Source organism: Salmonella sp. SJTUF14076 (genome assembly GCF_015534835.1).
Lineage (GTDB): Bacteria > Pseudomonadota > Gammaproteobacteria > Enterobacterales > Enterobacteriaceae > Salmonella > Salmonella enterica.
Map to the genome: position 1 here is coordinate 2,909,913 of NZ_CP064674.1, position 26,331 is coordinate 2,936,243.

22 protein-coding genes are annotated in these 26,331 nt (G+C 52.2%); 9 read left to right on the forward strand and 13 right to left on the reverse strand.

The features are described from left to right. Positions 1-8: 8 nt before the first annotated feature. Positions 9-422, reverse strand: a complete 414-nt coding sequence (locus HU143_RS14310) for a CoA-binding protein (protein WP_001537782.1) — start codon at positions 420-422, stop codon at positions 9-11. Between the two features lie 173 nt (positions 423-595). Here HU143_RS14310 and HU143_RS14315 point away from each other — a divergent pair, with 173 nt between their 5' ends. Together HU143_RS14315 and mgsA are read left to right on the forward strand one after the other, a co-directional pair. After that, on the forward strand, positions 596-1,258 hold the full coding sequence (locus HU143_RS14315) for a DUF2057 family protein (RefSeq protein ID WP_000847723.1): 663 nt from the start codon (positions 596-598) through the stop codon (positions 1,256-1,258). Between the two features lie 94 nt (positions 1,259-1,352). Then, positions 1,353-1,811: a methylglyoxal synthase gene (gene mgsA, locus HU143_RS14320; RefSeq protein WP_000424187.1), complete on the forward strand. Its 459-nt coding sequence runs from the start codon at positions 1,353-1,355 to the stop codon at positions 1,809-1,811. A gap of 35 nt (positions 1,812-1,846) precedes the next feature. Here mgsA and helD read toward each other — a convergent pair whose 3' ends face one another. Beyond that, positions 1,847-3,901, reverse strand: a complete 2,055-nt coding sequence (gene helD, locus HU143_RS14325; protein WP_023227213.1) for a DNA helicase IV — start codon at positions 3,899-3,901, stop codon at positions 1,847-1,849. Positions 3,902-4,024: 123 nt separating this feature from the next. On the opposite strand from helD, the gene HU143_RS14330 reads away from it, so the two are divergent. Together HU143_RS14330 and yccS are read left to right on the forward strand one after the other, a co-directional pair. Next, the gene (locus HU143_RS14330) at positions 4,025-4,471 is read left to right on the forward strand and encodes a YccF domain-containing protein (RefSeq protein ID WP_001261222.1); all 447 of its coding nucleotides are present in this window, start codon (positions 4,025-4,027) and stop codon (positions 4,469-4,471) included. An 18-nt stretch (positions 4,472-4,489) separates the two neighbouring features. After that, on the forward strand, positions 4,490-6,643 hold the full coding sequence (gene yccS, locus HU143_RS14335; protein ID WP_000950876.1) for a YccS family putative transporter: 2,154 nt from the start codon (positions 4,490-4,492) through the stop codon (positions 6,641-6,643). On the opposite strand, the gene HU143_RS14340 is transcribed toward yccS, so the two are convergent. Then, positions 6,630-7,235 (reverse strand): TfoX/Sxy family DNA transformation protein, encoded by a 606-nt coding sequence (locus HU143_RS14340; RefSeq protein ID WP_001202375.1) that lies wholly within the window; start codon positions 7,233-7,235, stop codon positions 6,630-6,632. The genes yccS and HU143_RS14340 overlap by 14 nt on opposite strands. Positions 7,236-7,451: 216 nt before the next feature. On the opposite strand from HU143_RS14340, the gene sulA reads away from it, so the two are divergent. Both sulA and ompA read left to right on the forward strand, forming a co-directional pair. Continuing rightward, a complete protein-coding gene (sulA, locus tag HU143_RS14345; protein WP_000288732.1) occupies positions 7,452-7,961 on the forward strand; it encodes an SOS-induced cell division inhibitor SulA in 510 nt (169 codons plus the stop codon). Positions 7,962-8,317: 356 nt separating this feature from the next. Then, positions 8,318-9,370 carry a porin OmpA gene (ompA, locus tag HU143_RS14350; protein ID WP_001670727.1) on the forward strand — a complete coding sequence of 351 codons (1,053 nt, stop codon included), beginning with the start codon at positions 8,318-8,320 and terminating at the stop codon, positions 9,368-9,370. A 71-nt stretch (positions 9,371-9,441) separates the two neighbouring features. On the opposite strand, the gene matP is transcribed toward ompA, so the two are convergent. Then, positions 9,442-9,894, reverse strand: a complete 453-nt coding sequence (matP, locus tag HU143_RS14355; protein ID WP_000877172.1) for a macrodomain Ter protein MatP — start codon at positions 9,892-9,894, stop codon at positions 9,442-9,444. Between the two features lie 185 nt (positions 9,895-10,079). On the opposite strand from matP, the gene HU143_RS14360 reads away from it, so the two are divergent. Next, positions 10,080-11,840, forward strand: coding sequence for an AAA family ATPase (locus tag HU143_RS14360; protein ID WP_023227214.1), 1,761 nt, complete (start codon positions 10,080-10,082; stop codon positions 11,838-11,840). 68 nt (positions 11,841-11,908) lie between these two features. After that, a complete protein-coding gene (fabA, locus tag HU143_RS14365; RefSeq protein ID WP_000227928.1) occupies positions 11,909-12,427 on the forward strand; it encodes a bifunctional 3-hydroxydecanoyl-ACP dehydratase/trans-2-decenoyl-ACP isomerase in 519 nt (172 codons plus the stop codon). Positions 12,428-12,527: 100 nt separating this feature from the next. On the opposite strand, the gene rmf is transcribed toward fabA, so the two are convergent. The 6 genes from rmf to rlmKL all read right to left on the reverse strand — a co-directional run bounded on the left by rmf (position 12,528) and on the right by rlmKL (position 20,452). Beyond that, positions 12,528-12,695 carry a ribosome modulation factor gene (rmf, locus tag HU143_RS14370; protein ID WP_001537784.1) on the reverse strand — a complete coding sequence of 56 codons (168 nt, stop codon included), beginning with the start codon at positions 12,693-12,695 and terminating at the stop codon, positions 12,528-12,530. A 255-nt stretch (positions 12,696-12,950) separates the two neighbouring features. Beyond that, positions 12,951-13,514: a membrane integrity-associated transporter subunit PqiC gene (gene pqiC, locus HU143_RS14375; RefSeq protein ID WP_000759136.1), complete on the reverse strand. Its 564-nt coding sequence runs from the start codon at positions 13,512-13,514 to the stop codon at positions 12,951-12,953. Beyond that, positions 13,511-15,151, reverse strand: coding sequence for an intermembrane transport protein PqiB (pqiB, locus tag HU143_RS14380; RefSeq protein ID WP_000433416.1), 1,641 nt, complete (start codon positions 15,149-15,151; stop codon positions 13,511-13,513). Before pqiB ends, pqiC begins: the two co-directional genes overlap by 4 nt. Before the next feature lie 4 nt (positions 15,152-15,155). Continuing rightward, positions 15,156-16,409 carry a membrane integrity-associated transporter subunit PqiA gene (pqiA, locus tag HU143_RS14385; protein ID WP_023227215.1) on the reverse strand — a complete coding sequence of 418 codons (1,254 nt, stop codon included), beginning with the start codon at positions 16,407-16,409 and terminating at the stop codon, positions 15,156-15,158. Between the two features lie 14 nt (positions 16,410-16,423). Beyond that, positions 16,424-18,331 carry an ABC transporter ATP-binding protein gene (locus HU143_RS14390; protein ID WP_023227216.1) on the reverse strand — a complete coding sequence of 636 codons (1,908 nt, stop codon included), beginning with the start codon at positions 18,329-18,331 and terminating at the stop codon, positions 16,424-16,426. A gap of 12 nt (positions 18,332-18,343) precedes the next feature. Then, positions 18,344-20,452, reverse strand: coding sequence for a bifunctional 23S rRNA (guanine(2069)-N(7))-methyltransferase RlmK/23S rRNA (guanine(2445)-N(2))-methyltransferase RlmL (gene rlmKL / locus HU143_RS14395; protein WP_001086485.1), 2,109 nt, complete (start codon positions 20,450-20,452; stop codon positions 18,344-18,346). Positions 20,453-20,550: 98 nt separating this feature from the next. On the opposite strand from rlmKL, the gene HU143_RS14400 reads away from it, so the two are divergent. After that, on the forward strand, positions 20,551-21,660 hold the full coding sequence (locus tag HU143_RS14400) for a YcbX family protein (RefSeq protein WP_023227217.1): 1,110 nt from the start codon (positions 20,551-20,553) through the stop codon (positions 21,658-21,660). Here the strand turns inward: HU143_RS14400 and zapC are convergent. From zapC to pepN, 3 genes are all read right to left on the reverse strand, one after another. Continuing rightward, positions 21,657-22,199, reverse strand: a complete 543-nt coding sequence (zapC, locus tag HU143_RS14405; protein ID WP_001220671.1) for a cell division protein ZapC — start codon at positions 22,197-22,199, stop codon at positions 21,657-21,659. The genes HU143_RS14400 and zapC overlap by 4 nt on opposite strands. A 165-nt stretch (positions 22,200-22,364) precedes the next feature. Next, a complete protein-coding gene (pyrD, locus tag HU143_RS14410) occupies positions 22,365-23,375 on the reverse strand; it encodes a quinone-dependent dihydroorotate dehydrogenase (protein ID WP_000291723.1) in 1,011 nt (336 codons plus the stop codon). Positions 23,376-23,582: 207 nt separating this feature from the next. Further along, positions 23,583-26,195 (reverse strand): aminopeptidase N, encoded by a 2,613-nt coding sequence (gene pepN / locus HU143_RS14415; protein ID WP_023227218.1) that lies wholly within the window; start codon positions 26,193-26,195, stop codon positions 23,583-23,585. Between the last annotated feature and the right edge of the window lie 136 nt (positions 26,196-26,331).

The following is a 26,331-nucleotide window of genomic DNA, read 5'->3' on the forward strand; positions in this document are numbered from 1 at the left end:
TTAAACTTTTATTTCGCCAGCCCCAGGCGAGGGATCTCAATCGCCGGGCAGCGATCCATCACCACGGTCATGCCTGCATCCCGCGCCAGTACCGCCGCCTGTTCGTTGATCACGCCAAGCTGTAGCCATAGCGTTTTTGCGCCGATGGCGATAGCTTCCTGCGCGACGCCCCATGCAGCTTCAGAGTTGCGAAAAACATCCACCATATCGACTTTTTCGGGAATATCCGCCAGCGTGGCATACCCCTGTTGCCCCAGCAATGTTTTACCCGCGACTTTTGGCGCAACCGGAATCACATGGTAGCCCTGTTCAAGCAGGTATTTCATTACCCGATAGCTTGGACGATCGGGTTTATCGCTCGCACCTACCAGCGCGATAGTGCGAGTGGACGTCAAAACATCAGCAATATCGGTCTCTTTCATCATCTTTCTCCAGGCTGTTTTGCAAAGTGTACGACAAACCTGACATAGCAACCATTCATCCCATACCGATGTATGAGAGCAAAACGCCAAAATATGTCTATATGTTAGTAAACATGATCTAAGAAAAATTTCGATACATTATTAGCCAGACGGCCTTTGGACAGGAGAACCTTATGAAAACCGGCGCGCTAGCCACCTTCCTTGCTCTCTGTTTGCCGGTGACTGTTTTTGCCACAACGCTCCGTTTGTCTAATGAGGTTGATCTGCTGGTGCTGGACGGCAAAAAGGTATCCAGCTCTTTATTACGCGGTGCAGAGAGCATTGAACTGGAAAACGGGCCGCATCAACTCGTTTTCCGGGTGGAAAAAACCATCCGCCTGTCCGGTAATGAAGAGCGGCTTTATATTTCTCCGCCGCTGGTGATAAGTTTCGATACCCAGCTGATAAGTCAGGTCAATTTTCAGCTCCCGCGGCTGGAAAACGAGCGCGAAGCCTCGCATTTTAACGCGGCGCCGCGTCTGGCGCTTTTGGACGGCGACGCCATGCCCATTCCGGTAAAACTCGATATTCTGGCCATTACTTCTACGGCTAAAGTGGTCGATTATGAAATAGAGACTGAGCGTTATAATAAATCGGCGAAACGCGCCTCGCTTCCTCAGTTCGCCACGATGATGGCAGACGACAGCACATTACTTTCCGACGTCTCAGAGCTTGATACCGTACCGCCGCAATCACAAACTCTGACAGAACAACGGCTGAAATATTGGTTCCGACTGGCCGACCCGCAGACACGCCATCATTTTCTGCAATGGGCGGAAAAACAGCCGTCCTCTTGATATGAGTTGCCCCAGCGCGCAATTTTTTTGTCTTTCTCTTGCAGCATCAAGCGCTTCCAGTAATCTGTAGACAGGTTAACTACGGAATCGAATTATGGAACTGACGACTCGCACCTTGCCGACGCGCAAACATATCGCGTTGGTTGCTCACGACCACTGCAAACAGATGTTAATGAACTGGGTGGAACGCCATCAGCCGTTGCTGGAAAAACACGTTCTTTATGCAACCGGCACCACGGGGAATCTGATCCAGCGCGCAACCGGTATGGACGTTAATGCGATGCTGAGCGGCCCGATGGGCGGCGACCAGCAGGTTGGCGCGCTCATTTCAGAAGGAAAAATCGACGTGTTGATTTTCTTCTGGGACCCGCTTAACGCGGTACCGCACGACCCCGATGTCAAAGCGCTACTGCGTCTGGCCACCGTATGGAATATCCCTGTCGCCACTAACGTCTCAACGGCGGACTTTATCATCCAGTCCCCGCATTTTAATGACGCTGTAGATATTCTTATTCCGGATTATGCGCGTTATCTGGCCGAGCGCCTGAAATAACCGCTACGCGGGCGGGATGCTGTACCGCCCGCGCTTTAGGGCTTCCTCGTCACTGGCACATCCAGCTGTTTAAGCGCCTCCACAAAGCGCGAGGGATTATCTTTATTGAAAAGCAGCCAGACCCGCGCACGCGCGCGCGTCAACGCCACATATAACAAACGCCGCTCTTCAGCGTCCGGAAAATCCTCAACCTGAGGAAGAAGCGCACTTTCCATAATGGATTCGCGCGCCGGGGCGGGGAAACCGTCGTTACCCTCCTGCAATCCGACAAGAATCACGTAATCGGCCTGTTGGCCTTTGCTGGCATGGATAGTCATGAAGTCTATCTGTAACTTCGGCCAGCGAGTCGCCGCTTTTTGTAGACTCGCGGGTTTCAGATGGTGATAGCGCGCCAGCACCAGGATACGTTCATCTTCCTTCGCATAGCCGGATAATTTATCCAGTAACACGTCCAACTGGCTTTCATCCAATAACGTCACCGCTTTTTTATCGCCTGGGGTCAGACTATTTAACGGTTTTTTAAGTTGGTGCGGATTCTGCTGTACAAAGCGATTGGCAATATCGCCAATCCGACTGTTAAAGCGGTACGTGGTGTCCAGGTGGCAATGCTCGCCCTCACCGAACGTCTGATGAAACACCGTCGTTAAGGAGAGCTGCGCCCCGCTAAAACGGTAAATCGCCTGCCAGTCATCGCCAACGGCAAACAGCGTAGTCTGGCTATTCTGCTTGCGCAGCGCCTCTAACAGCGCCGCCCGTTGCGGGGAAATATCCTGAAATTCATCGACCAGAATATGCTTCCACGGGCTGATAAAACGCCCTTTTTCGAGGATCACCATTGCCTGATGGATCAGCCCGGAGAAATCAACGGCATTTTCCGCTTTCAACGCGCTTTTCCAGGCCTTTAGCAGCGGCGCCATCAGCTTAATGCGTTTGCCAAACAGCTCGCGGCACTCCTCTGGCGCGCCAGCGATCATTTCTGCCTGCGCGCCGCCGTGCATACGCATCAAACTGACCCAACGATCCAGGCGAGGGGCCAGACGCCGCTGCAATGTCTCATCGTCCCAGAAATTACCTTCCGGCACTACCCACTGCATCTCCTCTTCCAGCCACTGACGCCAGCCTTTGGCCTGCGCTTTTTTCTCGCTACACTGCTGACGCCAGGTGCGCAGAAATAGCTGATGCCGCGCGGTGGCGTCACTTTCCAGCTTACTGACAACCGGCGCTTTTTTACTGCCTTGCTGAATAATATACAGCGCCAGCGAATGGAACGTACGGGCAGTAATCTCTTCCGTATGTAAGCGCTCGCGGATACGCTCATCCATCTCCTCTGCCGCCTTGCGACCAAACGCCAGTAAAAGAATTTGCCCCGCATCTGCTTGTCCGCGCGCCAACAGCCAACCCGCGCGCGCCACCAGCACCGAGGTCTTACCGCTTCCCGCGCCCGCCAGTACCAGTAACGATGATTCGCCGTTAACCACCGCCCTGGCCTGGGAAGGATTAAGCGGAGAAGATTCTATCTGCGTAAAAAAGTCGGCATGCGCTTCCAGCATGGCATCAGCATACGCCTGATTATGCTGCTGCCGACTTCCCTCGCTATCCTGTAACCAGGCCAGACACTTACGCCATATCTCGCGACAGTGAGCAAACTCCTCCAGACGTGAGACCGGCAGCGGCAAGGCGGCAAACGTCTGGCGAATTTCGTGTTCCAGCCCCCGAACGCGTTCACGGGTAAGCCATTGGTTTTCGCCCGTTCGCTCACTAATACGCGCCCATTGCTCTTGTAATGCCTGCGCGGCGACATCACTCATCTCCTGGCTCCAGCGACGCCAGTGCGCGTCCAGATAGCGATGGAATTGCTGGGTTTCCGACCACTCGGTACCGTGCAAACGCACGACTTTATCCTCCGGCAGGACAAACTCCAGCTCGCCCCATACCAGCCCACGCTTACAGTGAATCGCCAATAACTGATTGAATGGAATAAGATATTCATGCCTGTCGCCAGACACTTTCACCCCAGCGTTGAGGATCTCGGCACGATCATACGGGTGTTGCGCCAGACGTTTTCCAAGAGAAGTTGCTTTCAGTTCCATGACTCAGCGAATCCAGACGTAAAGATGTGCTTATCAGTGTAACCGCCAGAGAAAACGTGCTCCAGTCTAAAAAAACGTTACAATTGCCCGCAGTGATAGAAAACCGGAATGAACTGAGGGTTTATGCGTACCGTTCTGAATATTTTAAACTTTGTACTGGGCGGCTTTGCCACTACGCTGGCCTGGCTGCTGGCGACGCTTGTCAGTATTGTGCTTATTTTTACCCTGCCGTTGACCCGCTCCTGCTGGGAGATAACCAAACTGTCCCTGTTCCCTTACGGTAATGAAGCCATTCACGTTGACGAACTTAATCCGGCGGCGAAAAGCGTATTAATGAATACTGGCGGTACCTTGCTGAATATTTTCTGGTTACTTTTTTTCGGCTGGTGGCTATGCCTGATGCACATTGCCTCCGGTATCGCGCAGTGTGTCACTATCATCGGGATACCTGTCGGTATTGCGAACTTTAAAATTGCCGCGATTGCGCTTTGGCCTGTCGGTCGCCGCGTCGTCTCTGTAGAAACCGCTCGCGCCGCGCGAGAAGCTAACGCGCGCCGCCGTTTTGAATGATCGGGACAAATAGCCTTTATGTTAAGTCCGTTGATTCGCCGTTATACCTGGAACAGTACCTGGCTGTATTACATCCGCATTTTTATCGCTCTGTGCGGCACCACCGCCCTGCCCTGGTGGCTGGGCGACGTCAAACTGACCATCCCGCTCACGCTCGGTATGGTTGCCGCGGCGCTAACCGATCTCGACGATCGCCTTGCCGGACGCTTGCGTAATTTAATCATTACCTTAATTTGCTTTTTTATCGCGTCGGCTTCTGTGGAGCTGCTCTTTCCCTGGCCGTGGCTATTTGCGTTGGGCTTAACGTTATCCACCAGCGGGTTTATTCTGTTGGGAGGACTGGGGCAACGCTATGCCACCATCGCGTTCGGCGCGTTACTCATTGCCATCTATACGATGCTGGGTACCTCTTTATACGATCACTGGTATCAGCAACCACTGCTCCTGCTGGCAGGCGCAGTATGGTATAACCTACTGACGCTAACCGGGCATCTGCTATTTCCGATCCGTCCGTTGCAGGATAATCTGGCACGCAGTTACGAACAGTTAGCGCACTATCTGGAACTGAAATCACGTCTGTTTGATCCTGATATTGAAGATGAAAGCCAGGCGCCGCTCTATGATTTAGCGTTAGCGAACGGGCAGTTAATGGCGACGCTGAACCAAACGAAAGTGTCGTTATTGAGTCGCCTGCGCGGCGATCGCGGTCAACGCGGTACGCGCCGCACCCTCCATTACTATTTTGTGGCGCAGGATATTCATGAACGCGCCAGTTCTTCGCATATTCAATACCAGACGCTGCGCGATTATTTTCGCCATAGCGACGTCATGTTCCGCTTCCAACGTCTGATGTCGATGCAGGCGCAGGCCTGTACGCAGCTGGCGCGCTGTATCTTACTGCGTACGCCGTACCAGCATGATCCGCGTTTTGAACGCGTCTTTACCCACATTGACGCCGCGCTTGAACGTATGCGCGCCAGCGGCGCTTCTTTAGAGCTGTTAAATACGCTTGGGTTCTTATTAACCAACCTACGCGCTATTGATGCGCAACTGGCGACGATCGAGTCGGAGCAGGCCCAGGCAATGCCGCGCAATGAGTCAGAAAACCAGTTGGCTGATGATAGCCTGCACGGGTTTAGCGACATCTGGCTGCGTCTGAGCCGTAATTTTACCCCGGAGTCCGCTCTCTTTCGCCATGCGGTACGCATGTCGCTGGTATTGTGCATCGGTTATGCTCTCATCCAAATTACCGGGATGCGCCACGGGTACTGGATATTGCTCACCAGCCTGTTCGTTTGTCAGCCTAACTATAACGCGACCCGCCATCGCCTTGCGCTCAGGATTATCGGTACGTTGGTAGGCGTTGCTATCGGCCTGCCGATTTTATGGTTTGTCCCTTCGCTTGAAGGACAGTTAGTTCTGCTGGTGATTACCGGCGTGCTTTTCTTCGCATTCCGTAATGTACAGTATGCCCATGCGACGATGTTCATCACCCTGCTGGTATTACTCTGCTTTAACCTCCTGGGCGAAGGCTTCGAGGTAGCGTTACCGCGTGTCGTCGACACGTTAATTGGCTGCGCTATCGCCTGGGCCGCGGTCAGCTTTATTTGGCCGGACTGGCGCTTTCGCAACCTTCCCCGGGTACTCCAGCGCGCCACCGATGCTAATTGCCGCTACCTTGATGCGATCCTTGAGCAATATCATCAGGGACGGGATAACCGCCTGGCCTATCGCATTGCCAGACGCGACGCGCACAACCGCGATGCAGAACTGGCATCCGTGGTTTCTAATATGTCGAGCGAACCCGACGTCACGGCTGAAACCCGGGAGGCGGCGTTCAGGCTGCTTTGCCTCAATCACACTTTTACCAGCTATATCTCCGCCCTCGGCGCGCACCGCGAAAAGCTCAGCAATCCGGACGTGTTGGGGCTTCTGGATGACGCGGTCTGCTACGTTGATGATGCGCTTCATCATCAGCCTGAAGACGAACAGCGCGTACACCAGGCGCTGGAGGGTTTAAAGCAGCGAGTTCAGTCGCTGGAAACACGTCCGGACAGCAAAGAACCTCTGGTTGTTCAACAAATTGGTTTGCTCATTGCCTTACTGCCCGAGATTGGACGCTTGCAACGGCAAATTTCACCGCCGACTTCTACATTAATTACCCAGCCGTAAGCGAATGAGCCCAGTCGGCAAGCTCCTGGCGACGACTCGCCGGGAGCGCCGCTTCATGTACGCCGACAATTGCGCCTTCCAGGGCATACAAAACTTTCACCGTCAGCAAGGGATTGCTTTGTCGCAACCTTAGCCAGCACATTTTCGCGCCCAGTATGCGTAACATATTTTCGTCCTTTATCCCTGACTCATTGAGCAATGTTTCCAGATGGAAGGTCATATTGGGGAGATCTTTGAGCCTGTGTTGTAAAATACGGCTGTGTTTTTCCTTCATTGCCGCGTCAAGCGAATACTTCGATAAACGTACCAGCTGCTGCTGATCGCGCCACAGGCTTTCATCCACCCGGTAATAGTTGAGCATAACGGGACGTCCACATTTCATAAACATGAGCCAGGCGGGAGGATGCTTCACACAGTAGGGTACGCTTTCTTCACAGGCGCGGAGATAAAGCTCGCCATTAGCCACCATCGCAAAGACGGTATCCTCCACAGTCAGACTATAGCTACCGAATAAAGATCGATACTGGATCGTCCCCAAAGAGGCCAAATATTCTTGCGATTTATAGATCCTGTCATAAGAGAGTGCTCTCATAAAATTCCTTTTAAATCATAAAGTAAAAGAATGATTTGCAGTAACGGATCCGTTAATGACGAAAATAGGCAACTTATACTCCGCGAGCAAGATGATTTTTATTTTTGACGCCACTAAGAATAAAAATTGCGAGACAGTTTCCGAAAATAGAGTTGATCTTTCATCGCCACAGGGGTACTGTATGAATATACAGTAACTCACAGGGCTGGATTGATTATGTACACTTCAGGTTATGCAAATCGTTCTTCGTCATTTCCTACCACTACCCACAACGCTGCGCGCACCGCTACGGAAAATGCCGCGGCAGGACTGGTCAGTGAAGTTGTCTACCACGAAGACCAGCCCATGATGGCGCAACTCCTGCTTTTGCCTTTACTCCGTCAGTTAGGCCAACAATCACGCTGGCAGCTCTGGCTCACGCCGCAGCAAAAGCTCAGCCGTGAATGGGTACAGTCTTCAGGTTTGCCATTAACGAAAGTGATGCAAATTAGCCAGCTTGCGCCTCGTCATACGCTGGAGTCGATGATCCGCGCTTTGCGTACAGGAAATTACAGCGTGGTAATTGGTTGGATGACTGAAGAACTGACAGAAGAAGAACATGCCAGCCTGGTTGAAGCAGCGAAGGTAGGTAATGCGGTAGGGTTTATCATGCGCCCTGTACGTGCGCACGCTTTACCCAGGAGACAGCATTCCGGGCTAAAAATTCACTCTAATTTGTATCATTAAGTAAAATTAGGATTTATCCTGGACTTTTTTTTACGCGAACGTATCTCCTTTAAGTGCTAACGTTTTTTTTGCGAGAACGCTTGTCAGAAGCGGTTTCCGCAATTTTTGCTGTACGATTTATCATCTGAAACTGTTAAATGATGTGTATATCCGTCATGTTTTTTTCACATGTCTGACGGAGTTCACACTTGTAAGTTTCCAACTACGTTGTAGACTTTACATCGCCAGGGGTGCTCAGCATAAGCCGTAGATATCGGTAGAGTAACTATTGAGCAGATCCCCCGGTGAAGGATTTAACCGTGTTATCTCGTTGGAGATATTCATGGCGTATTTTGGATGATAACGAGGCGCAAAAAATGAAAAAGACAGCTATCGCGATTGCAGTGGCACTGGCTGGTTTCGCTACCGTAGCGCAGGCCGCTCCGAAAGATAACACCTGGTACGCTGGTGCTAAACTGGGCTGGTCTCAGTACCATGACACCGGCTTCATTAACAATGATGGCCCGACTCATGAAAACCAACTGGGCGCAGGTGCTTTTGGTGGTTACCAGGTTAACCCGTACGTTGGCTTTGAAATGGGCTACGACTGGTTAGGCCGTATGCCGTACAAAGGCGACAACATCAATGGCGCTTATAAAGCTCAGGGCGTTCAGTTGACCGCTAAACTGGGTTATCCAATCACTGACGATCTGGACGTTTATACCCGTCTGGGTGGTATGGTATGGCGTGCAGACACCAAGTCTAACGTCCCTGGCGGCCCGTCTACTAAAGACCACGACACCGGCGTTTCCCCGGTATTCGCGGGCGGTATCGAGTATGCCATCACCCCTGAAATCGCAACCCGTCTGGAATACCAGTGGACTAACAACATCGGTGATGCCAACACCATCGGCACCCGTCCGGACAACGGCCTGCTGAGCGTAGGTGTTTCCTACCGTTTCGGCCAGCAAGAAGCTGCTCCGGTAGTCGCACCGGCACCGGCACCGGCTCCGGAAGTACAGACCAAGCACTTCACTCTGAAGTCTGACGTACTGTTCAACTTCAACAAATCTACCCTGAAGCCGGAAGGCCAGCAGGCTCTGGATCAGCTGTACAGCCAGCTGAGCAACTTGGATCCGAAAGACGGTTCCGTTGTCGTTCTGGGCTTCACTGACCGTATCGGTTCTGACGCTTACAACCAGGGTCTGTCCGAGAAACGTGCTCAGTCTGTTGTTGATTACCTGATCTCCAAAGGTATTCCGTCTGACAAAATCTCCGCACGTGGTATGGGCGAATCTAACCCGGTTACCGGCAACACCTGTGACAACGTGAAACCTCGCGCTGCCCTGATCGATTGCCTGGCTCCGGATCGTCGCGTAGAGATCGAAGTTAAAGGCGTTAAAGACGTGGTAACTCAGCCGCAGGCTTAAGTTTCCGTCTGATAAAAAACCCCGCTTCGCGGGGTTTTTTGCTCTGGTCTGGGTGGCAACGCCTTTCAGCGTTACTTCTTGCCTAATAACGCCTGTAAATCCTGCTTTAACGTGGTCATTTGCGTGGCATATTTCTCTTTATGCTCCGCGTCTTCTATCAGTTGCACAATCGTTTCGGATAATGTTTTACCGCGTCGCTGCGCAAGGCCCGCCAGACGCTGCCAGACCATAAACTCTAAATCGATAGATTTTTTGCGCGTATGCTGATGCTCCGCATTGAAGTGTCGTTTGCGTCTTGCCCGAATGGTTTGTTTCATCCGATTAAGCAAGGCAGGATTCATATGCCTGTCTATCCAGACATTTACCCGCACCGGTTCATTTTCGAGGGCCAACAACAAATTGACGGCTTCCTGGGCAGCACTGGCTTCCACGTAGCGGGTGATCAACTCCCCTTCGCGGTGCTTTTTCACCAGATATTTCCATTTCCAACCGCTTTCAAGATTTTCAAGTTGTTGATATTTCATTGTGATCCCAATGTTACCGTGTAACTGTTATCAGAATATCAGTTTTTTAGCCATCTGAAGAAAAGAATCTCGAACCTGTGAATGGTTACACGTCTTCATATTACTTTGCATTCGCTTTCCGCGTGTGCAGCGTGACGGGTTAGGCTATAATCCCCCCTTTTACAACAGACTAAAAAACCTCAACTTTGACCATTACGAAACTTGCATGGCGTGATCTGGTTCCGGATAGCGAAAGCTATCAGGAGATATTTGCACAGCCACACGCGACTGACGAAAACGACACCTTACTCAGTGATACTCAGCCACGACTGCAATTTGCGCTTGAGCAGCTTATTCAGCCGTGGAGCTCATCCTCTTTTATGCTGACTAAAGCGCCTGAAGAGCAAGAGTATCTCACTTTACTTTCAGATGCCGTCCGCGCTCTGCAAACCGATGCCGGACAATTAACCGGCGGACATTATGACGTTTCCGGGCATACTGTTCATTACCGCGCCGCGCAGAATGCGCAAGACAACTTTGCCACCATCACACAAGTCGTCAGCGCGGACTGGGTCGAAGCCGAACAGCTCTTTGGTTGCCTGCGGCAGTATAACGGCGACATTACCCTGCAGCCGGGACTGGTTCATCAGGCGAACGGCGGCGTGCTGATTATTTCCTTACGAACCCTTCTGGCGCAGCCGTTACTGTGGATGCGTCTGAAAGCCATCGTTAGCCGCGAGCGTTTTGACTGGGTGGCCTTTGACGAGTCGCGTCCATTACCGGTCTCCGTGCCATCCATGCCGCTCAAACTGAAGGTGATTCTGGTTGGCGAACGTGAATCACTGGCTGATTTTCAGGAGATGGAACCGGAGCTCGCGGAACAGGCTATCTACAGTGAATTTGAAGACAATTTACAGATAGCGGACGCAGAAGCTATGACCCTGTGGTGTCAATGGGTGACGCGTATCGCTTTACGCGATAATTTGCCCCCTCCGGCACCGGACGCCTGGCCCGTCCTGATACGCGAGGCTGTGCGCTATACCGGCGAACAGGATACGCTGCCTCTTTGCCCACTGTGGATAGCCCGCCAGTTTAAGGAGGCGTCGCCTTTATGCGAAGGCGATACCTGCGGCGCAGAAGCGCTCAGCCTGATGCTTGCCCGACGCGAATGGCGAGAAGGCTTTCTGGCGGAACGGATGCAGGATGAGATTCTGCAAGAGCAGATCCTGATTGAAACCGAAGGCGAACGCGTTGGACAAATCAATGCGCTTTCCGTCATTGAATTTCCCGGGCATCCGCGCGCCTTTGGCGAACCGTCGCGAATTAGCTGTGTTGTGCATATCGGCGATGGCGAATTTAACGATATTGAGCGCAAGGCCGAACTTGGCGGAAATATCCACGCTAAGGGAATGATGATTATGCAGGCCTTCCTGATGTCGGAGTTGCAGCTGGAGCAACAAATTCCCTTCTCTGCCTCGTTAACCTTTGAGCAGTCCTACAGCGAAGTGGATGGCGATAGCGCCTCAATGGCGGAATTATGTGCGCTCATCAGCGCGCTGGCCAATGTGCCGGTGAATCAAAACATTGCGATTACCGGCTCGGTCGATCAGTTTGGTCGCGCGCAACCGGTGGGCGGGCTAAACGAAAAAATTGAAGGTTTCTTCGCCATCTGCGAGCAGCGGGAATTAAACGGTAAACAGGGCGTAATTATCCCTGCCGCCAACGTCCGCCATCTCAGTCTTAAATCTGAACTGCTGCAAGCGGTTAAAGAAGAGAAGTTCACTATCTGGGCGGTAGACGACGTGACCGACGCCTTACCGCTACTGTTAAATCTGGTGTGGGATGGCGAAGGTCAAACGACGTTGATGCAGACTATCCAGGAGCGTATCGCGCAGGCGACGCAACAGGAAGGCCGTCATCGTTTCCCGTGGCCATTACGTTGGCTGAACGCTTTTATTCCGAACTGATCGGACTTGTTCAGCGTACACGTGTTAGCTATCCTGCGTGCTTCAATAAAATAAGGTTTACATAAAACATGGTAGATAAACGCGAATCCTATACAAAAGAAGACCTTCTTGCCTCTGGTCGTGGTGAACTGTTTGGCGCTAAAGGGCCGCAACTCCCTGCGCCGAACATGCTGATGATGGACCGCGTCGTTAAGATGACCGAAACGGGCGGCAATTTCGACAAAGGCTATGTCGAAGCCGAGCTGGATATCAATCCGGATCTATGGTTCTTCGGATGCCACTTTATCGGCGATCCGGTGATGCCCGGTTGTCTGGGTCTGGATGCTATGTGGCAATTGGTGGGATTCTACCTGGGCTGGTTGGGCGGCGAAGGCAAAGGCCGCGCTCTGGGCGTGGGCGAAGTGAAATTTACCGGCCAGGTTCTGCCGACAGCCAGGAAAGTCACCTATCGCATTCATTTCAAACGTATCGTAAACCGTCGCCTGATCATGGGCCTGGCGGACGGTGAGGTTCTGGTGGATGGTCGTCTAATCTATACTGCACACGATTTGAAAGTCGGTTTGTTCCAGGATACTTCCGCGTTCTAAGTGTTGAATTGATATTCCGCGCTATCGGTATTATGCTTGCAAAGCCAATAAAGGCGAAACCTCCGCACTGCGGAGGTTTCTTTTTTCTAAAGAGACAGAATCAGGCCATTACCGCCCTGTCCTCCATGGCTTGTCGCCAACCTCCCAACCAGTATGACCGTTGATTCAGCGTCTGATAGGGACACATTTCTTTTGATCGTCCGGCGATGCCGGCCTGATATCCACGTTGATGTGCCCGTTCCAGGCGATCTCGTTTTTGTCTCTTCATGCCTCGTTTCCCTCATATTTGTATCTGGTGGAAAAGAAAACAGTGATTACAAAATGTGCAATCACACTACACGAATACCTCTAAATGGATCGCCCGTCAATGCGCAAAATTCACACCAATGTCATATTTGTGAGCTATACGGTAAATCATTTGTACAAAAAATGTGAGCCATAACAACTATTTTTCCGGCGTCAAAAATAAAAAAACCGCCTCAGGCGCACGACCTGAAGCGGTTAAATTTACATTACTTTTATCTCAGGGAAGGCGCTTTATCTCATCTGCGATAGCGGCTGCTTCCTGACTCCATGCGCTTGCCAGTACTTTGACCATCTCATCATAGCCATCTTTCTGCTGGCTGGCTTCGATATGAAAAGGCCGCTTAATCAGTTGTCCGTTGTGGTTTAATAACCACTCCCCGCTGACGATAACCTTACCATCGTAACGTCCATGGAATCCGGTTACGGTAACGTTTAACGTATCCTGGGTGGTTCCCAACGGCTGGGAAGCGACGACCCAGCCAGGAAGCCGGGCGCTAAGATTCGCCACCAGCGTGTTACGCAATTGCTGATCCAGCGGGCTGGCCCACAGATTGTTATTGGCAATCACATACTGGACATCACTGGTTTGATACACCACACCGTTACCTGCCAGATAGTCAGGTACGGAAACCTGCTCTACCCATAAGAGACGGTTGCCCTGGCTTGCGGTGCTTTGCACACCGCTTTGCGCTATCGGGAGCTGATAATAGCTTTTATTCTCTCCGCCGGAGCTACATGACGCCAGCCAGAACGCCATTATCACGACTAGCCATTTTTTCATTGTTTCGCCCTCTTAGGCTCAGGATCTTTTTTATCCTTCGCTTCAAATACCAGCGCGTTGCTCTTCTCGTTCAGAGTTTTCAACACCGGTTGTAACTCACGAAGCACCTGATCGAGACGCTGCATATCCGCCACCATTTTGTTATACGCCGCTGATCCAGGCTGGAAGCCCTGCATACTGCGGTTAAGTTCGCGTAACGTCGTTTGCATATCCGCCGGAAGCTGCTGCATCGACTGACTGGAGGTAATCTTGTTCATATTATCCAGCGTGGTTTGCAGCCGACGCATAGTACGCTGGCTTTCAGACAGCGTATTGGTCGCTTGTTCGATCATCGGATTCAGCGGCAGGTTGTTGATCTTATCCAACGTTTCCACCAGTCGCTGTTGAATTTGCGCCAGGCCGCTGCTGACGGTGGGAATAATTTCATAACCATCAAATTCGCGTAGCCCGGTAATCGGCGGCTCCTTAGGATAAAAGTCCAGATCGACATACAGCGCCCCGGTCACCAGGTTACCGGTTTTAAGCGAAGCGCGTAAACCGCGCTTAAGCAGTTCCGTCAAATGCGCGCCAACATCCGCATTTTCTCCCAGTTGCGCTTTCAGACGCTCCGGTTCAATGCGCACCAGCACAGGAATACGGTAATCGTCGTTAAACACCTGACGCATATTAGACGCAAAGAAAGGCACTTTGCTTACCGTCCCCAGACGAATACCGCGGAACTCCAGCGGCGCGCCGGGTTGTAATCCGCGCACCGAATCTTTAAAGAACATCAGGTAATCGATATGATCGGTGTACAGCGAATCCTGAATACTTTTTTGATCGTCGTAGAGATTAAACGCCGTTTTTTCGGCGACGGGTTGCCCCTGCTCAAGTCCTTCCGGCACATCAAAACTCACGCCGCCGCCAAATAACGTCGTCAACGATCCCATTTCCACGCGCATTCCCGCCGATGTCAGATCCACAGCGATACCGCTATCTTTCCAGAATCGGACATTACTGGTGACCAACCGATCGTTTGGCGCCTTAATGAACAACTGATAACTCATTGTCCGTTTTTGCGGATCGAAAGAGCTGGTTTCAACGGACCCTACCCGATAGCCCCGGAACAGAACGGGATCGCCAGGACTGAGCTGACCGGCCTTTTTGCTGTCCAGAATCACACGAATACCTTTGGCATCGGGCGGCGCCAACGGCGGTGAGTCAAGAAGCTGATAGCTTTCCGGCTGACTGCCCTTACTTCCTGGTTGTAGTTCAATATACGCACCTGATAGCAGCGTCCCAAGCCCGCTGATGCCTTCACGCCCCACCTGCGGTTTTACCACCCAAAATACCGAGTCTTTATGCAGCAACTTTTCCATACCGGAATGGAGCCGCGCTTTGATTTGTACGTGGGTCAGATCGTCAGTCAGCGTCGCGCTTTCAACCACGCCGACATCCACGCTGCGACTTTTGATCGTCGTTTTTCCGCCTTCAATGCCTTCCGCATTGGTGGTGATTAAGGTAACTTCCGGTCCCTGGTGGCTGTAGTGATAAAACAGAATCCAGGCTCCAATAAGCGCAGTAACAATCGGGAATATCCAGACAGGCGACCAATTTTTCACCTTTTGTACTTTGGCTTCCCCTTTTTTAGGTTCCATGCTATCAGGACTCCTCATTGCCTGGTTCGTATTCACGATCCCACGACAGACGCGGATCAAAGGTCATCGCAGAAAACATTGTCATTATGACGACTAAAGCAAACATCAACGCACCCATCGCAGGATAAATATTCATTAACCCTCCCATACGCACCAGCGCAGAGAGTACGGCAATGACAAAGACATCAATCATTGACCAGCGCCCCACAAACTCCACTACTTCATAAATAAAATGCATCCGTTCACTGTCGCGCTTACCGTGGCCTTTCGCATCCCAACAAAGCCAGGCAATAGCGATCATTTTTAGCGTCGGCACCATAATACTGGCGAGAAAGATAACCGCCGCCACCGGATAAGACCCCTCGCTCCACAGCAAAATCACGCCAGCCAGAATGGTCGACGGCATTTTCGAGCCCAGTAAGTCGGTAATCATAATCGGCAAAATATTGGCGGGCAGATAAAGCATGATCGAGGTAAATAATAACGCCAGCGTCCACTGCAAACTGTTTTTACGCCGGACATAGCCTTTCGTATGGCAACGCGGACAGACGAGACTCTCCGCAGGCAGGATCGCCGTACAGCAGGCGCAAGAACGCAAAGACTGCCGGATACCGGTAATCCCCGGCGTTAACGGCTGCGCCAGTGCAGGCTGCGGGGCGATATCATCCCACAGCCAGCGGCGATCGACACACTGGAACGCCCGCAGTTGAACGAGACAAAATAAGCACCAGGGAATAAAGCTGCTGCCGATGCCGATATCGCCGTAGGCCATCAGCTTAACAAAACTGACCAACACCCCGGCGAGAAATATTTCCGCCATTCCCCACGATTTGAGGAGGAAAAAGATCCTTGCCAGCGTTTTTTTTACCGACAACGGCAGACTGGCGCGGTTGACAAGTAATAGAATAGTCACCAGGCAAAATGCCGGCACCAGTTGGACAAATAATAAAAAGAACGTGCCGAGGCTGGCGTAATCTTCAGAAAACATGACGCCGGGGATTTCCAGAAGCGTGACTTCGCTGGTGACGCCCGCGACATTCATATTCACGAAGGGAAAAAGGTTAGAAAGCAGCAACATAAATAGTGCCGCTAACGCATAGGCGGTAGGACGCTGCCGGGGCGCGTCCCACTCGGTCGTTAACGTTGCGCCGCATCGTGGACATGCTGCTTTTTGCCCATGCGAGAGGCGGGGTAAAGCCACCAGCATGTCGCATTGCGGGCACAATATGTGCTTCGCAGCATGGTGATGTTCACACATAGGCGCTCCTTTCGTTATGCCCCGTTTTTCAGGCCTTCAAGATACTCCCAACGTTCGAAGGCTTGCTCAAGTTCTTGCTCCGCCTGACTTAAATCGGCCAGAACTTTCTGCGTTTGCTCATGGGGTTGGCTAAAAAAGGCCGCATCCGCAACCTGCGCCTGGAGCGCTTCCAGCTTCGCTTCCAGGTCTTCAAGCTGACCGGGTAACAGCTCCAGCTCGCGCTGCAGTTTATAGCTTAGTTTGCTACTGCCACGTTTTACAATTTCTGCTTTAGGGGCAATAACTTCCTCATTTTTTTTCGCCACTGGCTGTTTCGTCGCCAGATGCTGCTCTTGCTGCGCACGCGCATCATGGTAGCCGCCAATATAACGTCCGATTTTGCCGCCGCCCTCGAAAATCCAGCATTCCGTCACGGTATTATCGACAAATTGCCGATCGTGGCTGACCAGTAGTACCGTGCCCTGATAGCCATCAATTAATTCTTCTAATAGTTCCAGCGTTTCGACGTCAAGATCGTTCGTTGGTTCATCGAGAATTAAAAGATTGCTCGGCTTGAGGAACAGTCGCGCCAGCAGCAGACGGTTACGTTCGCCGCCGGAAAGCGCGCGAACGGGCGTCATCGCCCGTTTGGGATGAAACAGGAAGTCCTGCAAATAGCCCAGTACATGGCGCGGCTTACCGTTTACCATCACCTCTTGCTTGCCTTCCGCAAGGTTATCCATCACGGTTTTTTCCGGGTCCAGTTCGGCGCGATGCTGATCGAAGTAGGCGACCTCCAGCTTCGTTCCTACGTGGATGCGCCCGCTGTCAGCCTGAAGCTGTCCCAGCATCAGTTTCAGTAGCGTGGTTTTACCGCAGCCGTTCGGGCCAATTAACGCAATCTTGTCGCCGCGCTGTACCTGAGCGGAGAAATCTTTTACCAGTTGTTTTCCTTCTACCTGGTAATCGACGTTTTCCATCTCAAAAACGATTTTACCGGAGCGCGTCGCCTCTTCGACCTGCATCTTCGCCGTGCCCATCACTTCCCGGCGCTCGCTGCGTTCACGACGCATCGCTTTTAACGCCCGCACGCGCCCTTCATTACGGGTGCGGCGCGCCTTGATCCCCTGGCGAATCCAGACTTCTTCCTGCGCCAGTTTGCGATCAAATTCCGCGTTTTGTAATTCTTCTACGCGCAGCGCTTCTTCTTTCTCCAGCAGGTATTGATCGTAATTTCCCGGATAGGTGACCAGTTTGCCACGATCGAGATCGACAATGCGGGTTGCCATATTGCGAATAAACGAACGATCGTGAGAGATAAAAATAATCGTTCCGTTAAAGGTTTTCAAAAACCCTTCCAGCCAGTCGATAGTTTCGATATCCAGATGGTTAGTCGGTTCATCCAGTAACAATACGCGCGGATTGCTGACCAGCGCCCGACCCAGCGCGGCTTTACGCAGCCAGCCGCCGGAGAGCGACGACAGCGCGGCGTTAGGATCGAGTCCAAGCTGCGCCAGCACTTCATTAATACGGTTTTCCAGCTGCCACAGATTATGATGATCGAGCTGTTCCTGTACGCGCGCCATTTCATTGAGGTTTTTCTCGCTGGGATCGGTCATCACCAGACGGGAAATCTCATGATAGCGCTTGAGATATTCCGCTTGTTCTTCGATACCTTCGGCGACAAAGTCATAGACGCTACCCGCAATATTACGGGGCGGGTCCTGTTGCAGACGCGCGACGATCAGATCCTGTTCATAAATAATACGCCCATCGTCCAGACCCTGTTCGCGGTTGAGGATCTTCATCAAGGTGGATTTCCCGGCGCCGTTACGCCCCACCAGACAGACGCGTTCGTTATCTTCGATATGCAACTCTGCGTTATCGAGAAGCGGCGCGTCGCTGAACGACAGCCATGCGCCATGCATACTGATTAATGACATTTACTTTTCCTTTCAGGCGGCGCGGATCAGCCAGCAGTTATGGATCTGACGGTTACGGGCAAAATCCGGGGAAAGCGTTTTTTGCGTAATTTCTTGTGCGGTAAGCCCCAGCTCAGCCAGCCCTTCCAGATCCATACGGAATCCGCGCTTATTATTTGAGAACATGATGGTGCCGCCTTTACGCAGCAGACGTTTTAAATCTTTCATTAACGCGACATGATCGCGCTGAACATCAAACGACTCTTCCATACGTTTTGAGTTAGAGAACGTCGGCGGATCGATAAAGATCAAATCGAACTGTTCATTCGCCTCGCGCAGCCAGCCCAGGCAGTCGGCCTGAATCAGGCGATGCGCGCGGCCGCTCAGTCCGTTCAGACGCAAATTACGTTCGGCCCACTCCAGATAGGTGCGGGACATATCCACCGTTGTGGTGCTGCGCGCGCCGCCCAGACCCGCATGTACGCTGGCGCTGCCGGTATAAGAAAAGAGATTCAGGAAATCTTTGCCTTTGCTCATTTCTCCCAGCATCCTGCGGGCAATACGGTGATCGAGGAACAGACCGGTGTCGAGATAATCCGTCAGATTTACCCATAAGCGCGCATTATATTCGCTGACTTCAAGGAACTCGCCCTTCTCGCTCATTTTCTGATACTGGTTTTTTCCTTTTTGCCGTTCACGGGTTTTTAACACCAGTTTATTCGGCGGAATACCGAGCACTGACAAGGTTGCCGCAATAATATCGAACAGGCGCTGCCGCGCTTTTTGCGCATCCACCGTTTTCGGCGGCGCATATTCCTGAATCACCGCCCAGTCGCCGTAACGGTCTACCGCCACGTTATATTCCGGCAGGTCGGCATCATACAAGCGATAGCATTCAATCCCTTCCTGGCGCGCCCATTTCTCCAGCTTTTTAAGATTTTTACGCAGGCGATTAGCGTAATCTTCCGCCACCGTCGCCGGTTTACTGTCCGCCGTGGTTTCCGCAATATGATAGTTTTTCTGCACACAGTCCAGCGGGCCATTCTTGGCTTTAAACTGTTTGTCGGCACGTAATTGCAGGCTGCCCAGCAGATCGGGCGAAGCGCTGAACAGCGACAGGTTCCAGCCGCCAAACTGATTTTTCATGGTACGGCCCAGCAGGCTGTGCAACGCAATCAGCGCCGGTTCGCTGTCCAGACGTTCGCCGTAAGGCGGGTTACTGATCACCGTACCATACGGGCCTTTCGGCAATGGATTACTCAGTTGCGCCACATCTTTCACTTCAAAGGTGATAAGCTCCCCGATACCGGCGCGACGGGCGTTGCTGCGCGCCCGCTCAATGACGCGCGCATCGCTGTCGGAACCGTAGAAATGAGAGGAATACTCCGCCAGCCCCTTACGCGCCCGGGTCTGCGCTTCGGCTTTCACTTCCTGCCAGATAGTTTCGTCATGCTGTGCCCAGCCGCTAAATCCCCAGTGACCACGGTGCAGGCCCGGCGCGCGATCGGTCGCCCACATCGCGGCCTCAATCAACAGTGTCCCCGAACCACACATAGGGTCGAGCAGCGGCGTACCTGGTTGCCAGCCGGAACGCATAACAATCGCTGCCGCCAGCGTCTCTTTAATTGGCGCCAGCCCGGTGCGATCGCGATAACCGCGCAGGTGCAGGCCATCACCACTGAGATCCAGCGCAATGCTGGCAGTTTCTTTATTCAGCCAGACGTTAATACGGAGGTCCGGCGATTCGCGGTCCACATTTGGACGCGGAAGATTTTTCCGCGTAAACGCATCGACAATCGCGTCTTTAACTTTCATCGCGCCATACTGACTATTACGGATGGTGTCGTTCAGGCCGCTGAAATGCACCGCAAACGTCGCGCCAGGATTAAAAATCTCTGTCCAGTTTATCGCCTGAACGCCGAGGTAAAGATCGAGATCGCTGTAGACCTTGCACTCACCCATCGGCAGGATAATACGCGAGGCCAGGCGGCTCCACATCAGGCTCTGGTAAATAAGCCGCGTGTCGCCCTGAAAATGGACCCCACCCTGAACAACCTGACACCCTACGGCGCCCAGTTTTTCCAGTTCAGTTTTTAACAGCTCTTCCAGCCCGCGGGCCGTACTGGCAAACAGAGAATTCATATTGTCACTTTTACGCTAAGAAAATTGTTGCGCATTATAGCTAATCTCACGCCCATGTCATAAAGTTGAAGGCTTATTTTCATTTGAGGGACTGTACGGTGGCGACGTTATCACGGCTCTTTATTCATCCGATCAAATCCATGCGCGGCATTGGCCTGACTCATGCGTTGGCAGATATCAGCGGCCTGGCTTTTGATCGCATCTTCATGGTGACCGAGCCTGACGGCACATTTATTACCGCCCGCCAGTTTCCACAAATGGTACGTTTTACCCCCTCTCCCTTACACGACGGCCTTCATTTGACCGCGCCAGACGGTAGTAGCGCGCTGGTTCGCTTTACGGATTTCACCCCGCAGGATGCGCCGACCGAGGTCTGGGGAAACCATTTTACCGCTCGCGTCGCCCCGACGGCGATTAATCAATGGTTGAGCGGCTTTTTCTCCCGCGATGTCCAGTTGCGCTGGGTTGGGCCGCAGTTGACGCGCCGGGTTAAACGGCATAACGCGGTGCCGCTGGGATTTGCCGATGGCTACCCGTATTTATTGACCAACGAAGCCTCGCTGCGCGATCTGCAACAGCGTTGTCCGGCAGGCGTACAAATGGAGCAATTTCGCCCAAACTTAGTGGTTTCCGGCGTAGCGGCCTGGGAGGAAGATAGCTGGAAAGTGCTTCGCATTGGCGATGTGATTTTTGACGTCGTGAAGCCCTGTAGCCGCTGTATTTTTACGACCGTCAGCCCTGAAAAGGGGCAAAAACATCCTTCCGGAGAACCGCTGGCGACACTGCAAGCTTTTCGTACCGCCCAGGACAATGGCGATGTGGATTTCGGTCAGAATCTGATTGCCCGCAATAGCGGCGTCATTCGCGTCGGCGATGAGGTGGAGATACTGGCGACAGCGCCGGCAAAAGCTTATGGCGCCACAACGCTCGACGACAGCGTTACGCCAGAGAAACACCCGGACGGGAGTGTAACCATCGACTGGCAGGGGAAAACCTTCTGCGGGAATAATCAACAGGTGCTACTGGAACAGTTGGAGAATCAGGGAATTCGTATTCCGTATTCTTGCCGGGCTGGTATCTGTGGTTGCTGCCGGATACGTTTGCTGGAAGGCGAAGTAAGTCCGCTGAAAAAATCGGCTATGGGTGACGATGGTACGATTCTGAGCTGTAGCTGCGTGCCTAAGACCGCGTTACGACTGGAAAATTAAACCGCTTGTTCAAGGCTGAAACTGTGACAGTGAACCTGCGGTTTCAGCCTGTCGTTCATAATTTTAATCGCATCGCCAAGCTGCATGGTTCGGCCTGCTATCACCACGCCTGGCTGTGCCAGCAGACACAACGCGGCATTTTCTCCCGGCTCAACGACCAGCAAATTAACCTGTTCCGCCGTATCGCTTAACCAGACGCTTGCGGCATCGCCCGTTCCCGGGGTCCACATTTCGCCATGCGCCACAAAATGCCAGCTTTTTGGCATCTGCGGTTTGAGATAGCGAATCGCCACCAGCGCATTCAACACCAGCTCCGCGCGTTGCTCTTTGGTTAATTCGAAATCCCGGCATTTTTCTTCAAAGGAAAAATAGAGCGCGGCATCATCCACACAAAAACCGGTCGGGCAAAACGCGTCCGGCGTAAGCATTTTACGAGAGAAGCGCGAGCGAAAAAGCATACCATTGGCGAGATCGAGCATCATACGATCGTGCTCTTCATCATAATACCAGCGCCAGTTATCGTCAGGTTTAATTCGCATTACCTCTCTCCCGCTTTTAAGCAACTCGTAACAGCATTGTCCTTTTGCCGCTTCGTTTATTACCCCAATAATAAAAGCCTAAAATGTCTAAATAAGCAACAGTGGAGAAATATAAAACAACCAGCGCCGGAAATAAAGCCCTGGTTGTCTGATAAAGGCTAAAGTTTAGATGTGCGTTACGATTTCTTTAATCAATGGCGGGCCTTTAAAAATAAAGCCGGAATAAATTTGTACCAGCGTAGCTCCTGCCGCTATCTTCTCGCGCGCGGCGATAACTGAGTCAATGCCGCCGACGCCGATAATAGGCAATTGTCCCTTTAACTCCTGGGATAAACGGCGAATAATTTCTGTGCTTTTTAATTGTAATGGCCGGCCACTTAATCCCCCCGTTTGCTGGCAATTTTTCATTCCTTGTACCAGAGAACGATCGAGGGTGGTATTTGTCGCAATCACCCCATCAATATTATGACGAAGCAGGCTATCGGCAACCTGGATCAATTCTTCTTCACAAAGATCCGGCGCGATCTTTACTGCCACCGGCACATATTTATGGTGGATCGCCTGAAGATCGTTTTGCTTATTTTTAATGGCAGTTAACAGATCGTCCAGCGCATCGCCATACTGGAGCGTACGTAGCCCTGGCGTATTCGGCGAAGAAATATTAATGGCGATATAACCCGCATAAGCATAGACTTTTTCCATACAAATCAGGTAGTCATCTTTGCCATTTTCGACAGGCGTATCTTTATTTTTACCGATGTTAATTCCCAGAATACCATCAAAATGGGCTTTTTTAACATTCTCGACCAGGTTATCGACGCCCAGATTATTAAAGCCCATCCGATTGATCAGACCTTCAGCATCCACCAGACGAAAAAGACGCGGCTTATCGTTACCCGGCTGTGGGCGCGGCGTTACGGTACCGATTTCCAGGGAGCCAAACCCCATCGCGCCTAACGCGTCGATGCACTCCCCGTCTTTATCCAGACCGGCAGCCAGCCCCAGTGGATTTTTAAAGGTAAGTCCCATGCAGGTAACCGGCTTTGTCGGTACTTTCTGGCGCACCAGCGCTTCCAGCGGCGTACCTGTAATGCGGCGTAATTGTTGAAATGTAAATTCATGAGCGCGCTCTGGATCGAGCTGGAAAAGGGCTTTACGAACGAAGGGATAGTACATGAACTCTCCTGGATTCCCGGTGTGCAAACCGGGGGCGTATTATGGGCGATAACAAGGCAAAAGGGAATTGACCTACGGCAATAAATAGCAATCGTTTTCCTTCATTCTCACTTCACGTTTCGCCAGCGAGCGTCATCGTCCGGCAAAAAAATACCCGGCAGCGCTAACGCTTACCGGGCATGTCTTACCTCTTTATAACGGATACTGTCAGGCTAACGCTTTAGTTATCTTCTCGTACAGATCGCCGGAAAGATTCTCCAGTCCTTTTAACTGCTCCAGCGCCGCGCGCATTTTCTCCTGACGCTTATCATCATAACGTTTCAGACGAATCAGCGGTTCAATGAGGCGAGATGCTACCTGCGGGTTACGGCTATTCAGATCGGTCAGCATCTCGACCAGGAACTGGTATCCGCTACCGTCTTGCGCATGGAACGCCGCCGGGTTGCTGCCAGCAAACGCGCCAATTAATGAACGGATGCGGTTCGGGTTGCTCATACTGAAAGAACGGTGTTTGAGCAGGCCGCGTACGGTTTCCAGTACATTTTCCGCCGGGCTTGTGGATTGCAGGATAAACCATTTATCCATCACCAGGCCGTCCTGATGCCACTTATCGTCATACTCCTGCATCAGCGTATCGCGGCACGGCAACTGCGCCGCCACCGCAGCAGACAGGGCCGCCAGCGCATCGGTCATATTATTGGCGTCGCGATACTGTTTGCTGACCAGCGTATTAGCCAGCTCCGTCTCGCCAAACGCCAGGAAGCGCAGGCAAGCATTGCGCAGCGTGCGCTTACCGATATCGCCGTGATCAACACGATACTCATCCAGATGATTGGCGTTATAGATAGCCAGGAACTCATCCGCCAGTTCTGCCGCCAGCGTACGCGTTAGCGCTTCACGAACTTGCGCAATGGCGATCGGGTCAATGACCTCAAACAGCTCCGCAATTTCATTGGCCGAAGGCAGCGTTAAAATTTCTGCGGCCAACGCCGGATCGATTTTCTCATCCAACAGTACTGCGCGGAACGCATCAGCGACATGCACCGGAAGCGATAGCGGTTGCCCCTGCTGATGACGCGCCACATTCAGTTTAATGTATGTGGCCAGCAGGCTTTGCGCCGCATCCCAACGGGAGAAATCATTGCGCGCATGGCGCATCAGGAACGTCAACTGCTGATCGCTCCATTTATATTCCAGTTTCACCGGCGCTGAAAACTCGCACAGCAAGGCCGGAACAGGCTGGAAGTAGACATTATCGAAGGTAAATGTCTGCTCCGCCTGCGTGACGTTCAGCACGGCATTGACCGGGTGACCGCCTTTTTGCAACGGAATGACGTTGCCTTCGTTATCGTACAGTTCGATGGCGAATGGAATATGCAGCGGCTGCTTCTCCGCCTGATCCGCCGTCGCCGGAGTGCGCTGGCTGATGGTCAACGTGTACTGCTCGGTTTCCGGATTATAATCATCTTTTACCGTTACAATCGGCGTGCCGGACTGACTGTACCAGCGGCGGAAATGGGACAAATCGACATTAGAAGCATCTTCCATCGCCTGTACGAAGTCATCACACGTCGCGGCGCTGCCGTCATGGCGCTCAAAATAAAGCTGCATCCCCTTCTGGAAATTTTCCTCACCCAGCAACGTGTGGATCATGCGAATGACTTCCGCACCCTTTTCATAAACGGTGAGGGTGTAGAAGTTATTCATTTCGATTACTTTATCCGGGCGGATAGGATGCGCCATCGGGCTGGCGTCTTCCGCGAATTGTAAACCGCGCATGGTACGCACGTTACTGATGCGGTTCACCGCGCGTGACCCCAAATCAGAGCTAAACTCCTGATCGCGGAACACGGTGAGCCCCTCTTTCAGGCTCAACTGGAACCAGTCGCGGCAGGTGACGCGGTTGCCGGTCCAGTTGTGGAAATACTCATGGCCTATCACGCGCTCAATATCGAGATAATCTTTATCCGTCGCGGTATCGGTTCGCGCCAGCACGTATTTGGAGTTAAAGATATTGAGACCTTTATTCTCCATCGCGCCCATATTAAAGAAATCCACCGCGACAATCATATAGATGTCGAGGTCATATTCGAGCCCAAAACGCGCTTCATCCCATTTCATGGAATTTTTCAGCGAGGTCATTGCCCACGGCGCGCGATCCAGATTGCCACGGTCAACGTACAGTTCTAATGCGACTTCACGCCCGGAGCGGGTGGTAAAGGTATCGCGCAGCACGTCAAAATCACCGGCCACCAGCGCAAACAGATAACACGGTTTCGGGAACGGATCTTGCCACTGAACCCAGTGACGGCCATTCTCCAGTTCACCCTGCGCAACACGGTTGCCATTGGAAAGCAGGAACGGATATTTGCTTTTATCGGCAATAATTTTGGTGGTAAATCGCGCCAGTACGTCCGGGCGGTCAAGATACCAGGTAATATGGCGGAAGCCCTCCGCTTCACACTGGGTACAGAGCGCATCGCCGGACTGGTACAATCCTTCCAGCGCCGTATTCGCCGCCGGACTTATCTCGTTGACAATGCGTAACGTAAAACGCTCTGGCAGGTCGCTGATGATAAGAGCGCCCTCTTCTTCCTTATATACTGTCCACGGCGCATCGTTGACGTGGATAGATACCAGCGTTAAATCTTCCCCATCAAGGCGAAGAGGCGCATCAGGCGCGCCATGACGAACAGCCTGGCTTATTGCGGTGACCACGGTTTTTTCGGCATCGAGGTCAAAGGTCAAGTCAATATCAGTAATCTGGTAATCCGGCGCGCGATAGTCATGGCGGTATTTGGCTTGTGGCTGTTGTGTCATAAAAAACCTTTCGCATCTTTGTGTAGAGTGTCGACTCCAGTCTATTCCTGTTGCGCAAATCGCGCTACGCAGAATGTTCATCTTTTCAGGCACAAACGGCCTATTTGCTACATTTTTATAACATGGGGCACGAAAT